Raw genomic sequence first — 15,757 nt, 5'->3', positions numbered from 1 at the left:
TTACTTTCTATATTTCAGTTTATCCCGTTGAACTTGTTCAATAGGCAATATATCTTGTGATTTATGAGTCAATGCCCTGTGTACAGCTCTTAAATCTCTCGCTAATTTACGCAAACCATTAGGCTCTAATGAGGCACTGTGATCTGTACCTTTCCAGGTGCGATCCAGTGTATAGTGACGTTCTACTATGGGAGCACCCAATGTATAGGCAGCAACATCGGCAGCTATGCCTAAATGATGACCAGAGAATCCAATTTGTTTTATCCTGCTTTGATATTTTTCTCTAAGTGTAATAATATCCAACAAACAAATGTCTTCAAAAGGTACTGGATATCCACTAGTACAATTGTATAGTACGAGATCTTGGGCACGACCTTTACGCTCAAAGAATTGCACTAGTTGTTCTATTTCATCGGGTGTTGTCATTCCTGTAGAACAGTGTATTTCACCCTTATAATGATCACACAACCATTCTAGCATTTCAAAATGATTATTACAAGCACTTGGAATTTTTATAAACTCAGGATTCAACGAGGCTATTTCTTGTGCGCTACTTGTATCCCAAACGCTAGTACTGTAAGTAATTCCCATTTCTTCACAGTAATCCATCAATTCTTGGTGCTGCTGCACATTGAATTCTAGATATTCTCTATGTGCTCCATAGGTATCACCATAACTATTGACAGGATTGGGATGTGGTGCGTTATATTGCTCTTCAGTTAATAATTCTTTGTTATTTCTTTTTTGAAATTTAACTGCATCGGCTTTACAAAAAATTGCAGCAACTTTTATAAGTTCTTTGGCGATTTCCATATCACCTTTATGATTACATCCAATCTCTGCAATTATATAGGGTTTGTGATAGTTCATTAGGAGAAAATTAACTATCGCAAGGTAAGGAAATGTGATTATTTAGAAAGTATATTTCTCAAATTGAGGTAAGTTTTTGGTTATTTGAGTTGGTCAGTAGTTGTATAATATTCATAAACCTCTAAATCAAAGAATTTTACCGACGCAAGCACGTGATCAAAAATATCTCCCATTATATATTCATAATTGACCCATCGTTGATCTTTACTGAAACAGTATATTTCTAACGGTATTCCATGTGGTGTTTGTTCTAGTTGCCTGACCATATAAGTCATGTCTTTATGAACCGCCGAGTGGTTTTCAATGTAAGTTTGTAGGTACTTTCTAAATACACCAAAATTGGTCATGTTACGGCCGTTAATTAATGCCTCTTTATTAATTTGATTTTGTTCATTGTGTGCATTAATGATTTCGTCCCTTTGTTCCAGATAATCCGTAATTAACTGAATATCCTTTAATTTTTGAATTTCTATAGGAGTTAAAAACTTAATTGTGGACGCTTTAATAATTACAGATCGCTTAATCCTTCTTCCTCCAGATGCTGTCATTCCTCTCCAGTTTTTAAACGAATCTGAAATCAAGGCATAGGTAGGAATAGTGGTAATAGTTTTATCCCAATTTTGAACTTTTACTGTAGCTAGGGTAATTTCTATTACATCACCATCGGCACCGTATTTTTCAAAGGTTATCCAATCGCCTATACGCACCATGTCGTTCACAGTAACTTGAATACTGGCAACAAATCCTAAAATACTATCTCTAAATACCAAAATTATAATTGCCGATGCCGCACCTAGTCCGGTTATGAATTTCCAAAAAGAAACTCCCGTTATTGTTGCAAAAATGGAGAAAATCGCAAGCAACCAGGCCACGATCATAAAAACCTGTATGTAGCTATAGATAGGCTTATTTTTATAACGATCAATAGTTTTAAGGTAATTCCTTATGGATAACAAAAAGCTTTTAATGATGTATAGACTAAGTAAGATACCTAGTATTCTAATTGATTTTTCAGCTAGATTGGACACATAGTCAAAATCTGTAAAAATATAAGGGACAGCTTCATAAACTAGAAGTAACGGCACTATATGAGCTGCATAGGTAGGTAACTTGTTATCGATTAAAATATCATCAAAGTTTGTTTTAGTCCTAGTAGCAACTACATTGGATATTCTCCTAAAAATTAAGGTAAATATGAAGTCAAGTATTAAGGCTACAACAAGTAACAGAAGCAGAAGTGCCAGCATATTTAAATAACTCGCAACTTGAGGTGTAAATCCACTTTCAATAAGAAAATCATAGATAATGTGCTTCATAACTTACGTTTAATAATCACACAAAAATAGGAGTACTACGCTAGACAGCCTTTGTATTTAGAATAACATTAAAGGTAATCTTGAGTCTGGATAAAACTGGATCTTTTTAAGTTCACTAAAACCTGTTATTGTATCTCATGATGAATTCGCATACCTCACGTATAGCACCCGATGCACTATCGTTGGATAAAGTAACATCAGCGTGTGATTTGACTTCTCTAGTTGCATTGTGAGGAGTAAAAGACCATCCTGCTGCACAAATGTTTGCCAGATCATTTACGTCATCACCTACATAGGCAATATTTGAAAAAGCAATTCCTTTATCGCTGGCGATTCTAGATAAAAGACTGTATTTATCCTTGACGCCTAAATACGTATTTTCAATTTTAAGTTTTTTCATCCTACTTGCGACTATGTCTGAATCTTCTGAAGTCATCACCATGACCTCAACTTCGTTTTGTCTTAAAATTTCTAATCCCATACCATCTCTCATGTCAAATTTTTTCATGAGTTCTCCCTGACTATCGTAATAAACGCAGCCATCGGTAAACACGCCATCAACATCCAGTACTAGGTGTGTTATAGGTTGGGTTTGCTTGTTTTGTTTTAGCTTTCGCGAAAGCAGTAATTCTACAACATCCCAATCGGACTTACTATCAATTTCGGTTAAAGAATCCTCGTGCATATGAACTAAACCTATTTCACCAGAAACACGATTTTTAGTCTCAAACCACTTCTCTTTTACAGTCACATATACAGCCCCATTTTCAATCAACAGCCCTTCAAAATCCTGACGTCTAGGTCTATTAAACACATCATAATTTTGAGGCTCACCGTTTGAACTCCAGGTAAAACGATGTGTATTTACCACTGTCATAGCGCTGTGCTTGCCGTTTTTAATTTCTTGTAAACAAGCGTTGATATCTACGGCAGTAGTAAAAGGAGATGTAGCTTGTAGCAGACATATAATATCAAAATCAGGATCTTCATCTCTAATAAAATCGATCATTGCACTTTCTGTACTGGCAGTATCCGTGGCGTTTGAGCTTAGGCGTTTGACTGCTTTTATTTTATCTGTCCAGTGGTATTCTCGTTTAACAAAGTCTAAGATATCTGAATCATCAGTATACACATAAACCTCATCTAATTGAGAAGCTATTGCAGCTCCTAAAGACCAACAGAATAATGGCCTACCTAACATTTTCTTTTTGTTTTTTCCAGGTATTCCTTTTGATCCTGCTCTTAGTGGGATAAAGCCTATGGTTTTCATTTTCCTTTAAGTATTAATTGGTCTTTAATAAAGATTCTGCCACTTCTTGAGTAAAAATACGAGTTCCTCTATGGTTTAAATGGGATATATCATAAAAGTTCGAAGCATTCTTGTATTCAGTATTTTGAATCGAGTATTTTATAAAATTTGCTTTAGAGTTAAACTCTGTTTTAAACTCATTGTAAAATCTTTCGTTAAACTGATAGTAGTCTGGTGAAAAAACGAAATATAATTGAATATCATTTTTCAAACATAATCTTTGAATTTCTTTAAAGGAGTCAACCTTTGCCGAATCAATATTTTTATTTGAGTAGTTTACTGTAGTTTCAAAAGTTAGATTGTTAGAAGAGGTACTTCTATCTGGCAAAAGCTGTGAACCTCTTGAATTAAAAGGAAATTTTGATTTCTGTTTTTCTTTATTAAACACTAGTTGATTGGGATGAACTCTAAGGAAATACAAAAATGAAGATACCCATGAATGTTGATTTTTCTCAATTAATATGGAATTCACTTCATTGTAATGAGCTAATGGGTAAAGTCTATCATAGCGCATGCCCAAAGTAGATTCTTTTAAAATTGCATAAGGATTATCAACAACCAATAAAACTTTCTCTGGCGCACTGTGATGCTCTAGGTATTTTCTGAAAATTAATTCTTGAAATCGCACATCACTACCACGATACGATAAATTATAGGTAGTTTTTTGTAAGTGTTTTTCTAATTGAAATGCATCAATATTGCTAGCTCCACGGGAAGAACCCAAGACGATAATATCATGTTGAAGCTCGCCATTCAAAAGCAACTCCAACCTATTGTCTTCTTGAATTTTAGCATAACCTGATAAAATAAAATAAGCTGCTTTATCAAAAACAAAAAAAGCGATTAAAAGTATAATACTATGTAGTAAAAACCTCCTCATTAGAATTGAAAATATATAAATTCTTCTGGAGTACCATTACTATGAATAAGTATAAGCGCCATCAGTATAAAGTATAATGGATATTTAAACCAATTATAAGAATTGAAAAATCTATGATTTAATACATGTTCCCGTTCACGACCTATCCATTCAAATAAAATAAAGAATAGCAAGTATAAAAACATATTAAATGGCCTTATTTCAGGTAAAACAATTATAGAGCTAGAGAAAATCTTAGAAATATAGGAAACAGCGTGAGATAAATTATCTGCTCTAAAAAATATCCAAGCTACCATTGTAAGAAGGAATGTTATGAATATCTGAAAAACTTCCTTTATATGAGGAATAAATCTCCCGGATGCTACAGTATCCAGGTTACTTCTATTACGGTTGCTTAAAAGTAGTGGCAAGAACAAGATTGCATTGAAAGTTCCCCATATGACAAATGTCCAGTTTGCTCCATGCCAAAAGCCACTAACAATAAAAACAATAAAGACATTTCTCACATTGAGCCACTTACCTACTCGACTTCCTCCTAAAGGAATGTATAAATAGTCTCTAAACCATGTTGATAGAGAAATATGCCACCTACGCCAAAATTCGGCTATATCTCTTGAAAAATAAGGGGTTGCAAAGTTTTTCTTCAAATTAAATCCGAATAATTTTGCTGTGCCTATTGCGATATCTGAATATCCTGAAAAATCCCCATAAATTTGGAATGTAAAGAAAAAGGCTCCTACTACAAGTGTACTACCCGAATATTGATCGTGATTGTTAAAAATATCATTTGCATATCGAGCGCATTGATCTGCTATTATCACCTTTTTTGCTAGGCCCCAAAGAATTTGTTTACAACCATCTGTAGCAGTAGCGTAATTGAATCTTCGCTTTTTAAAAAACTGAGGTAGTAAATTAGTTGCTCGTTCAATAGGTCCTGCAACCAGCTGTGGAAAAAAACTTACAAACGCAAAAAAAGCTACGATGTCTTTCGTTGGGCTTAGCTTTTTCCTATATACATCTATAGTGTAACTTAATGTTTGAAAGGTATAAAAACTAATTCCTACTGGAAGGATGATATCCAATCGTGATGGGTTGATTTGAGCGCCAAATAAACTATAAGCCTGAGCAAAACTTTCAATGAAAAAATTGAAATACTTGAAAAAACCAAGCAAACCTATATTCATAAGTAAACTAAGTGATAAAAGTAGTTTTCTATATTGGGGCTTAGTAACACGAGATAAGGAAATTCCTATCCAATAATCAACTAATGAACTCCAAACAATTAACCCTAGAAAACGTATATCCCACCAGCCATAAAACAAATAACTAGCAATTAATAAAAATAGATTTTGAATCCGTAAATTTCTATTAAGTAATATCCAGTAAATCAAGAATACTACAGGTAGAAAAACCGCAAAATCAAGTGAATTAAACAACATTAGTACTGTATTCCTTGTAAATTGTTACGCCTGATAACAGTAGATCCTTTTACAGGTTTTCGGTTCTTTATGAACATTGGCACTCTACCTATCGCTTTAAAAACAGCTCGAAAATAACATTTTAAATAAGTAGCATCTTGAAAGGCATACTTTCTACCATTGTGCCAGATAACCTTAAGTATTTTTTTAATTGGCTTTGGGTAGTAGATTATGTATAAAGCAATGGTATTAATTAATTGTTTTTCAAATCTAAAATAGTTGGCTCCTGTTTTTCTACGAGCTAGGGAATCCTTTCTGTGATTCACAGCTATATCATAAGAGTAAAGAACGTCAAATCCTCTATCTAACACCTGCAAAGCGACTGCAGTCTCTTCACCATAAATATCCATCCATTTGGGAAAACCAGCTATACTATCATATACTTCTTTCCTAATCGCAAAACCGCAACCTACAAACTCATTAGTGTAATAATCAGCTCCTTTACGCTTTTTTGAAAGAGCATCAAGATCGTCTTTAAAAACCCCAGTAATTTCCTGAAAAGCGATGATAGCTGTTTTCTCGCTTTCGCGAAAGCGAGATATCACTTTTGATTTAAAGTCTACCTCTAAAGGATGAGCATCGTCGTCCAAGCCTATTAGAATGTCATTTTGAGCCAAAGAGTAAAGCTTATTCCTAGCAGGAGAAGCTCCTAACTGAACCTTAGAAATTGTCCATTTCACCCATGGAAATCGATTTTTGAGATATTCTGTCTTACTGCAACCATCAATAAATACAAGAACTTCGTCAAAATTAGAACGAACTAGTTCCTGAAGCTTCCCTAAGGTAATTTCCAAATCATTAGGTCTATTTCTAGTAACGATTAAATAGGAGAATGTCATTATTGATTTTAGATAGATGAATAAATCTCTTGAATTGATGCTCGCAATTTACCACGATTGTAGTAAGTATCAATATAACGCGTGTTGAAGTCCCTAGCTTTTTGAATCAAATTTGTTTTTTTTAAAGCTATTTCAATTGCTTTTTTAACCTCTTCAACATTTTTAGGATCATGAATTATAAATCCGTTTTTATTATGCTCTATAACTTCTTGAGTAGATCCACCAGGATTAGATTGAATAGGAAACGCACCCATTCCCATAGCTTCTAACAAGGAATTAGGCATTCCATCACTTGTGCTTAAACCTATATGTAACAGTGCTCTTCCCATCTTTTTAAGCAGTTGATCATTGGGTATAAAATCTCCTCTCTTGATAAGAGTATTAGAAACGGTTTGAAATAAGGGTGATTTATCAACGTATCTCAACACTAGCTCATCTGCACTGTAAATAAATATCTTATAATCAGCAATAAGCTCTTTATTAACAAGCTCTAGAGCTTGTAGAGCTACTCGAGCTTGCCCAACTCCATCGTCATATCCTTTAATCATTATTAAAGAACGCTCTTCAATAGCCAAGCTATTTTCTAAGGGTAGGTTAATACCACCATTACCAGGTAAAACACCAAGAAAATTTCCAGAAAACCCTAATTCTTGAGCTAATGAGTAATCCCTTTTACAATCGGTAATTAAAAAATCGACCCTTTTTAAAAAGGTTGTTACCTCACTTTGAGATAAACCTAAATTTTTAAAATCATACACATCGCTACCCCAAGAACTATAAATAATTGGAGTGTTTACTGAGTCCCATACTTTTTGAAAAGGAACACCTGAAAGCCTCATTTCAAAACAATGAATTAGATCTGGTTGTAACTTTGAGATTATTGATTGAAGTTTTTCTTCTGCACTACGTTCATTGTATTTATTTAGGAAACTATATAATCGTTGAGCATGTCTCTTAAGAAACGTGCGTCCAGGATAATCTTTTTTTAGACGCCAGCCAGTAATTTGATTTACCCAAGGAATTCTAGGGCTGTATCCAGAATCGGTTACATCCATCCAGTATACCTCAATATCGCTATCTTCCAATTGATTGATCCATTGAAAGAAATGATGATTAGGGATAGAAAGGGTAAGTAGTTTCATTCTAATAACAACTTCTTATATGAATCATTAAACTTTTCAATATCAAAATTTTGACTTGCATAGCTTGCTGTTTCTTCCGAAATTTTAGATATTATTTTTTGATTTTGATACAAATAAGAGATTAAATTTACCATTGATAAGACTATATCCTTATTTTGTTCCTCGTTTATCAAAAAACCGTTGACTTCATGGTTAATATGCTCGTGGATTCCACCCACATCTGTACAAACAGGAATAACCCCAAAAGGCATAGATTCCATCATAACCATGGGAAAACCTTCGTACGTAGAGGTTATTATTAAAAAATCTAAGGATTTATAGATATTCTTTAGCTTTTGTTTGTCCTTAATACTTCCCAAATTTTTCACACCAGCTTTAGTAATTTCTTCATCATGTAAATTCATAGCACTACCAGCCATTACGAACTCCAAATGAGGAAAATCGATTTTAAGTTTTTTTGCAAGCTCTAGAAATAGTTCAGGTCTTTTTTCTAAGGACCATCTTCCTATAAATCCTATTCTATATTTAAGGTCATTATCACTTAAATAATTATTATTTATTTCAACGCCATTTGGAATAACATTAATCTTATTTTGTTGAGTGATATTTCCAGTATGAGTTTTTACAATTTCATACAATTGATTTCTTGTATAATTATTAATAACTATACGTTTTGAAAGTAAAGAATCAGCTTCAGCAAACATCGCTTTTCTAGTGTCGTTGGGTGCAATAGAGTGAATTAAATCTATAGCAGGTTTATTTAACAGCGGTAATATTTCGTAAAAATAATCTGTGTTACAACCCAAAACCTTAGTTATACTTTCGCTTGAATTTATTGCTCTCGCAATAGTTTTAAATAGTTTTTTATTGAGAAAAGAACTTTTTTTATTAATAATTGAATTTAATTCAATTATATAAGCATGACTAGAAAACTTTTCTTTAAAATGATTGGTTGCAGATAAATGGGTAAATATTACAGTTACTTGTTTATTGGATATAGCTTTAATAATATCAAGGTGAACCTGTTCAGCTCCACCTAAATGATAATAAGGTAAAAAAAAGATTATATCGGAATTTACAATTTTTGGAATCTTTTTCGTTTTAAAAGACAGAAATAAGAAGTAACCAAACAAAAATTTTATTCTTTTTTTTAATGAGCTCATCTTACCTCTTCTGAACTGCTTTGCAACACACCATAGTATCTTTATATAATAGAAAAACTTCTTCAACTTGAAGTGTAGAATATTTCTCTATTACGTTTTTAAGAGTATAAGGACTGTACCAGCAATTATGATCTGGATGTACTACTTCCTTTATTGATGTTTCTAAATAGTGATTACGTTGCATGTGAGTTTGTGCAAAGCAATTAGGTGCTGTAATATAAAAAGTACTTGCTTGAACTTTGGATATGTTTTTTAAAAATTCTGCTACATTGTCTACATGTTCTATAGTTTCAGGAACCAGGCAAACATCGTAGCTCTCTTTTACCTCTTCGATTTTGCTGAAATAAGGTTGGTTTACGTACTTTTTCAAGTTTTCAATACCATCGATATCTATATCAAAACCATGTAATTTATTTGCAACTTTTGATAATTTTATATGCAGATTGTAAGATGGTTCAAAAATGGGCCAATCTGTACAACCAAAATGAATTACATTTTTTTGATCACAAATATTTAGAAAGAAAGAAAAACGATCTTCAATTTTCGAAAAACCGACATCCTGAACCCAGAAATTATCATGAGATAAGTATTGAGGTTTTTTAGGTGAAAACCATAAAACAATTTTTTTAAAAACTCTCTTCATCAAATATTATTTTAATATTTCCTATCAAGATAATTAAATAACTGAGAGTTATTTAAACCCTTGCGCTTTAGCACCCATTTTAATATACTTTTTTTCTTAAATATTTTTTTAAAAATAACGTTATCCAAATAATAAGAAAATGTTGAAGTTGATATATTACTTAAGTATGTGTAGTCTATAAATTTATTATCTTTTTCAATGAGTTGTTCGAATTCTTTTTCCATCCATGATTCATGCACATTACCCAAATGAAACGCATTATTCGAATATGTGGATAATCTATATCCGCCTTTTTTGATAACTGGTAAATCCAAATATAAAAGCTCGCTATCTCCATCAATTAGATAAGGTGAATTATTGATTGGTAATTCTTTAAAAACCTCACGCTTGTAAGTAGCTACGAAATGGGAACAACCTACTACTGCCTTATGACCTGAAGTTGATTCTAGAGTCGCAATAGTATCTCCAAATTCCTCTGGTAAATGCGTCCAACCTATGCTTGTAGCGAATTTTTCAAGAGCTGGCAGATCTTTAACTTTAGAAAACTTAAGTTTATTTGAAAAAAAATAATTTCTCCAAATATTATAGGTGAGATCAAATTGCTTTCTGAATACAGGAACTGGACAAACTGCTCCAGCTTTAGGAAATTCTTCAAATACTTTTACAACCTCCTTTTCCCAATTTTGAAGAAAGAGTACATCTGCATCTGTAATAGTAATTAATCTTTCTTCTACCGTGCGAAGAGCTTTTAGTAAACTATTAATTTTACCTATACCTTCACGTTCGATAATCAGTTCATCGATTTGCTTGTCTTTGTACAATTTTAATAAACGTTGGTTAACGGCGTCACAACATTTATTACTAATTATAGATACTTTTACTTTTGAGTTTGCGGTTTTTAAGATAGACTCTAAACAAAGTATAAAAATGCGATAAGCATCCTTAAAATAGTCTTCTTCGTGAGGAATGAACAAAGGAATAAGAACTCTATGATCACAAGGTTCCTTAACCACTGGCTTTCCACCTTTTACAGGATTTACACCTTTCCTCATTCGCTTTTACTACTGTAGAAATTAATCAATTTTTGTATCCCTTCTTCCAGAGGAACTAACTCACGATTTAGAATTGCTTTCATTTTTGAGATATCTGGTTGCCTTCTGGTCATATCACCTTCTTCAAGTGCCGGTAAATGAATGAGCTTAGAATCACTACCCGTTACCTTAACTAATAATTCTGCTAATTCCTTCACCGAATAGACTTTATCACTACCTATATTATAAACATCATTTGAAAACTCATCGTTAAAAAAAATAGCACAACTAGCTTCTATATTATCATCTATATAACAGAATGTCCTACTTTGGCAACCATCACCATATACTGTAATATCTTTACCGTGTAGTGCTTGTCTCAATAATTTAGGAATTACAAAATCCTCACTTTGATTTGGACCATAAGTGTTGAAGAATCTAAAAATCACATAATCCAAACCGTATTCTTGATGATAAGACTTAAAATAAGCCTCACCAACATTTTTGACCACTGCGTAAGGTAATTTAGAGTTTAAAGGCGTTATATTTTCAATTTGCGGTAAACTTACAGGTTCTCCATATACCTCACTGCTTGAGGAAAAGGCCACTTTTTTTACTCCTGTGTTTTTTGATAATTCCAGAATATTCTTAATTCCTTGAATATCATTTAAGACGTTTATCGGATTATCTAAAGTGCGCTGTACTCCTACTACTGCAGCATAATGAAAAACATAATCAAATTGTCTAGACAACATGACTTGAGATAATGCCTGAATATCATTTACATCAAGTTTTACAAAAGTAAAATTATCATGAACAGGTAATTTTGAGATAGCTCCAGTAGATAAATTATCCACACCTACTACCTCATATTTATTAGCAAGTAAATAATTGGCTAAAGCACTACCTACATTTCCAGCTACTCCTGTAATTAAAATCTTATTTTTTTCTGACATATTTTCGATATAATACGATACGATTGAGAAAGCCCAAATTAATTTTTTGTAAATGAGATGCCAATTTAATTCTTTTATTTAAGACTCTTGGATTACCCCATTTTTTATGATAGCTGATTAAACCCCTTACCATTCGTTTATTTTGTATTTTCCAAAACTCATTTCTTTTTAAAATATAATCAGGTATTTGATTATAAAGAGATCCTAGCTTGGATTGCAAAAGATCTATTTTTTTTAGCTCAAGTTCTTTGATTTTATCAAGATGTTTGACTCTAGAATTTAATGCAACACCATGTCTTAAATTGGCTCTTAAAACTTCAAGAATAAAATCATTATCAGCCCAATAAAAATCAAAATCTTCGTCAAAACTTTCGATTTTCTTAAAAACACTTTTTTCTGCTACAAAGCACCAACCTTTAAAATGCTTTTGTATTTCATACCCTATTATACAATCTACTCCTTTCTTATCGTACATCCATAACTTATCATCAGTAGGATCTACAGGAGATGCCAAATGCAAATGATAATCAACCATCACTTTGCTTAATGTGGAATACCAATTACTATAGAATACAACATCATTATTTGTGAAGCATATTCTTTTCCCACTTGCCATTTGTAAACCTTGATTAAGAGCTCTATGAAAATTAAAAGAATCTCCTATATATTGTTTTAAGATAACTTCCTCTGGCACTATAACTTTAGCTTTTTCTAACTCTCCACTTTCAATTACGATGATTTCATAACTAACTTTAGTATGGTTTTGAAAGCTATTAATCACATTAGCTAAAATAGCGCTGGAATTTACATCCGTAGTAAAGGACAATATAACTAAAGAAAGTTCCATTTATTTTACTTTACTCATAAGCTTACTTAAGGCTAATTGCATCCTTTTATCATCTGATCTTAACTTGTTTCTGCCTTTTTCTCCTTCTATGTACAAATTTGGTAAATGATGTATTAGATTATCTTCGAACTCTGAAATACAGATTAATTTTTTCTTACCCGCAAATTCATATAAATCCGTATTAACTTTACACTTAACACTATAGTTTTGATCATTTAAAGGTTTTAAGCCTAACCACTTTTTAAACTTTTTCTTGACTTTAAAAAATAAAGACGGTTCTTTTATTACTAAATGATTAAAGTTAATTTTTTCACCAATTTCAATTAATTGTGTTTTTGTAATAATAAAACTCGCTTGATGTAGATTCGTAAAGTGTGCAAATACCTTATTTTGGTATACTTCAACAGAATTATAGTCCCATTCAAAATCAAGATGATAACCAGGGTAATAATAATTATTAGACTTATCTTCTTCGTATTGAATAAGGCCCGATATTCTATTTTTGGGTAGAATTTGTAAATATTCAAGATGCTTATCTACATGATGCTCTTTAAATAAATGATCATTTTCACCGTATATAAAAATATCGAAATCATTTCGACGGTTCCAAATTTCTTTACGACAAGTCAATGGTAGCAATTGGTAATCATTTAACTCAACAACATTTACTATATCTACATTTTTAATAGATAATTGAATATTGGATTGGACGATGATAGAAACCTCATACTTTGTAAAAGAGGAAAGTTCCCTTACCACCTCTTCTAGATACTTTAACTGTTCTTGTCCATAATTAACAAGTACCGCAAGAATTTTTTTCATCAATTAAAAGATGTATTTCTAAACTTCCCATACAAACCTCTCCATTCGCTTGAAATGTTTGTTGTCCCAAATATTCTATCTAATTCTTTATGTAATTGTAATACATCGTGAGAAGGTTTCAAAACGTTTGAATTAATTATACCTGGTATTTCAGAAAATTTATTGAAAAACGATATTGGAAAATTTTTATTATGGTAAATTGAATAAGGCAACCAATTACCTGCTAAAACCGGAATATTAGCATACAACGACTCTGTAACTGTTCCAGACATTGCATCACTTATTGGAGCATAAATCATTAAATCCATTTTAGAGCGATAGTCAATTAAATCTTTATCCTCTAAGAAATCCAATTGTAAGAATATTTTTAATTTAGATGTTTCCTTGAATTTTAATATTTGATTTAAATAATCATTCTTCAACCCATAAGTCAACAATAGGTGAACATTAATTTTACTTGAAGCCAAGTTTTCTAATTGATGTAAGATTTTAATGTGATTGTTCTCTTTATGCCCGTTATGTCCCACCAGTATATTAAAACCTTCCTTTCGTTGCAAATTTTTAAAACTTAATGATTTAAATTTCTCTATGTGACAAGTCTTAAATGGAAATTTTATAACTATAATTTTTTCTGATAATTGATTGCCGAATCGTGATATGATGATCTTTTTTAAATCATCATTTTGAATCGTAATATATTTTGCTCTTTTGAGAAGTATAGCCACAACCTTATCATAACCTAGATGTTCCGTACGAAGTAAGTCAGATCCCCAAAAGGATATTAATAATTTTTTTGGAGAGATACCTAATGTCGCCACGAGATTCTCCAGCGTAGCAAAATGTAAATGGTAACAATCTACATCTTTCTTCAAAATTTGATTATTACGATAATAACGTAATATTTTGCTTATAGTTTTAAAAAGAGACTGTCTCTTGTTTTGATATTTATAGGTTAAAAAAACAATTTTAATAAAATTGATATTAAACAAAAATATCATTAAAACATAAAGCTTTGATTTTTTTTTAATCTCAATTTGTTCAATAAAATTCGGTGCTTGCTTTGATCCTATTTTTTGAGAGCGTGCATGCAAAACTGAAATATTATTTACATGACTAAAGATAACTTCATACCAATTGTAAATAAAATTTGTTTGGATATTTCCAAGAAGGAATATATTCATATTAATCACTAAATTTGGCTTTTAACAAAACACCACTACCCGGCCTGGCCAATCTACCTTCTGTATGCATCTTAGTATTTAATACAGTAAATGTAAAAACATTGTCAATTCTGTCTATATAATTAAGTGTTTCAGTGGTAGTGTCAAAACTCAAAAAGTTAATGGTATAGCTTGAGGATCTAAAATTCATCATTTCAATGTTTAATCTAAAGCTATTAGAATTTGTGTTGAAATCATAACAATATTCATCGCTTGGAAATGCTGCAATGATATTTTGATTGGCATCAATTATTTGTATACTTATTAGAAGTTTTTTGATTTCAATGCTTGTATCTCGTTCGTACTCAAATACTATACTGAATGGATCAAATGGACCTATTGCTTCAATTGAACGTTCATTCGTATCTACTATACGTACTTTTTTTAGTTTGATAGCCTGATTACCCAAACGATCCGTTCTTGAAGCCAAATCCTCTTCTGAATGGGAGTTGGATGACAAGTAATGAGAAACAGAGTCATTTGTACTTCCATCAAAACGTAAAATCCCATTTTCAATTACTATTGCACGAGTACATAAGTCTCTTATAGCTCCCATATTATGACTTACGAACAGCACTGTTCTACCAGTAGTGTTAGAAATATCTTTCATCTTTCCTATGGCTTTCTTTTGAAACTCTGCATCGCCTACCGCAAGCACCTCGTCAACCACAAGAATATCCGGCTCTAAAAATGCAGCAACCGCAAATCCCAATCGTACTCGCATACCGCTGCTATATCTTTTTACCGGTGTATCTATATACATTTCACAGCCTGAAAAATCTACGATCTCTTCTAGTTTACTAGCTATTTCGGCTTTAGTCATTCCTAGAATAGCTCCATTTAAATAAATATTTTCCCTTCCGGTGAGTTCTGGATGCATTCCAGTACCTACTTCTAGTAAACTGGCTATTCGACCTTTTGTTTTAATACTACCAGTAGTAGGTGCAGTGACACGTGACAAAATTTTAAGTAAGGTAGATTTACCAGCCCCATTTTTGCCTATAATTCCTAAAATTTCACCTCGTTTTACTTCAAAGTTGATGTCACGCAATGCCCAAACATAATCACTTGATGCTTTTTTACTGCGATCATTAACCGTACCTACCTTTAGATAAGGATCTTCTTTACCTCGTATTTTATGCCAAAACCTATTTAAATCATGACTTAGGGTTCCAGTACCTACTGTTCCTAGACGGTATTGTTTATTAATATTTTCTACTTTTAATATAACCTCACTCATA

At 32.1% G+C, this 15,757-nt stretch carries 15 protein-coding genes; all 15 read right to left on the bottom strand.

Annotated features, from left to right (window positions below; translation table 11 throughout):
- Positions 1-870, bottom strand: coding sequence for an N-acetylneuraminate synthase family protein (locus I5168_RS07275; protein ID WP_431471352.1), 870 nt, complete (start codon positions 868-870; stop codon positions 1-3).
- An 80-nt stretch (positions 871-950) separates the two neighbouring features.
- Positions 951-2,186, bottom strand: coding sequence for a mechanosensitive ion channel family protein (locus I5168_RS07270; protein ID WP_431471351.1), 1,236 nt, complete (start codon positions 2,184-2,186; stop codon positions 951-953).
- A 115-nt stretch (positions 2,187-2,301) separates the two neighbouring features.
- Positions 2,302-3,456, bottom strand: a complete 1,155-nt coding sequence (locus I5168_RS07265; protein ID WP_431471350.1) for a cytidylyltransferase domain-containing protein — start codon at positions 3,454-3,456, stop codon at positions 2,302-2,304.
- A 13-nt stretch (positions 3,457-3,469) separates the two neighbouring features.
- A complete protein-coding gene (locus I5168_RS07260) occupies positions 3,470-4,375 on the bottom strand; it encodes a hypothetical protein (protein ID WP_431471349.1) in 906 nt (301 codons plus the stop codon).
- A complete protein-coding gene (locus I5168_RS07255) occupies positions 4,375-5,814 on the bottom strand; it encodes an MBOAT family O-acyltransferase (protein WP_431471348.1) in 1,440 nt (479 codons plus the stop codon). The genes I5168_RS07260 and I5168_RS07255 overlap by 1 nt, the downstream gene beginning before the upstream one ends.
- A complete protein-coding gene (locus I5168_RS07250; RefSeq protein ID WP_167342335.1) occupies positions 5,814-6,692 on the bottom strand; it encodes a glycosyltransferase family 2 protein in 879 nt (292 codons plus the stop codon). Before I5168_RS07250 ends, I5168_RS07255 begins: the two co-directional genes overlap by 1 nt.
- A gap of 8 nt (positions 6,693-6,700) precedes the next feature.
- Positions 6,701-7,834: a glycosyltransferase gene (locus I5168_RS07245; RefSeq protein ID WP_431471347.1), complete on the bottom strand. Its 1,134-nt coding sequence runs from the start codon at positions 7,832-7,834 to the stop codon at positions 6,701-6,703.
- Complete coding sequence (locus I5168_RS07240) at positions 7,831-8,997, bottom strand: glycosyltransferase family 4 protein (protein ID WP_431471346.1); 1,167 nt, start codon at positions 8,995-8,997, stop codon at positions 7,831-7,833. Before I5168_RS07240 ends, I5168_RS07245 begins: the two co-directional genes overlap by 4 nt.
- Before the next feature lies 1 nt (position 8,998).
- The gene (locus I5168_RS07235; RefSeq protein ID WP_431471345.1) at positions 8,999-9,640 is read right to left on the bottom strand and encodes a methyltransferase domain-containing protein; all 642 of its coding nucleotides are present in this window, start codon (positions 9,638-9,640) and stop codon (positions 8,999-9,001) included.
- A gap of 11 nt (positions 9,641-9,651) precedes the next feature.
- Positions 9,652-10,692: a glycosyltransferase gene (locus I5168_RS07230; RefSeq protein ID WP_431471344.1), complete on the bottom strand. Its 1,041-nt coding sequence runs from the start codon at positions 10,690-10,692 to the stop codon at positions 9,652-9,654.
- On the bottom strand, positions 10,689-11,627 hold the full coding sequence (locus I5168_RS07225) for an NAD-dependent epimerase/dehydratase family protein (protein ID WP_431471343.1): 939 nt from the start codon (positions 11,625-11,627) through the stop codon (positions 10,689-10,691). The genes I5168_RS07230 and I5168_RS07225 overlap by 4 nt, the downstream gene beginning before the upstream one ends.
- Positions 11,611-12,474, bottom strand: coding sequence for a glycosyltransferase family 2 protein (locus I5168_RS07220; RefSeq protein ID WP_431471342.1), 864 nt, complete (start codon positions 12,472-12,474; stop codon positions 11,611-11,613). The genes I5168_RS07225 and I5168_RS07220 overlap by 17 nt, the downstream gene beginning before the upstream one ends.
- The gene (locus I5168_RS07215; protein WP_431471341.1) at positions 12,475-13,296 is read right to left on the bottom strand and encodes a hypothetical protein; all 822 of its coding nucleotides are present in this window, start codon (positions 13,294-13,296) and stop codon (positions 12,475-12,477) included.
- On the bottom strand, positions 13,296-14,477 hold the full coding sequence (locus tag I5168_RS07210) for a hypothetical protein (RefSeq protein WP_431471340.1): 1,182 nt from the start codon (positions 14,475-14,477) through the stop codon (positions 13,296-13,298). Before I5168_RS07210 ends, I5168_RS07215 begins: the two co-directional genes overlap by 1 nt.
- A 1-nt stretch (position 14,478) precedes the next feature.
- Positions 14,479-15,756: an ABC transporter ATP-binding protein gene (locus tag I5168_RS07205; RefSeq protein ID WP_105019440.1), complete on the bottom strand. Its 1,278-nt coding sequence runs from the start codon at positions 15,754-15,756 to the stop codon at positions 14,479-14,481.
- Position 15,757 lies beyond the last annotated feature (1 nt).

Source organism: Nonlabens sp. SCSIO 43208 (assembly GCF_050703575.1).
In the GTDB taxonomy this organism is placed as follows: Bacteria; Bacteroidota; Bacteroidia; order Flavobacteriales; family Flavobacteriaceae; genus Nonlabens; species Nonlabens tegetincola.
Note: the sequence above shows the minus strand (reverse complement) of the source record. Positions and strands in the feature narration are given on the sequence as shown.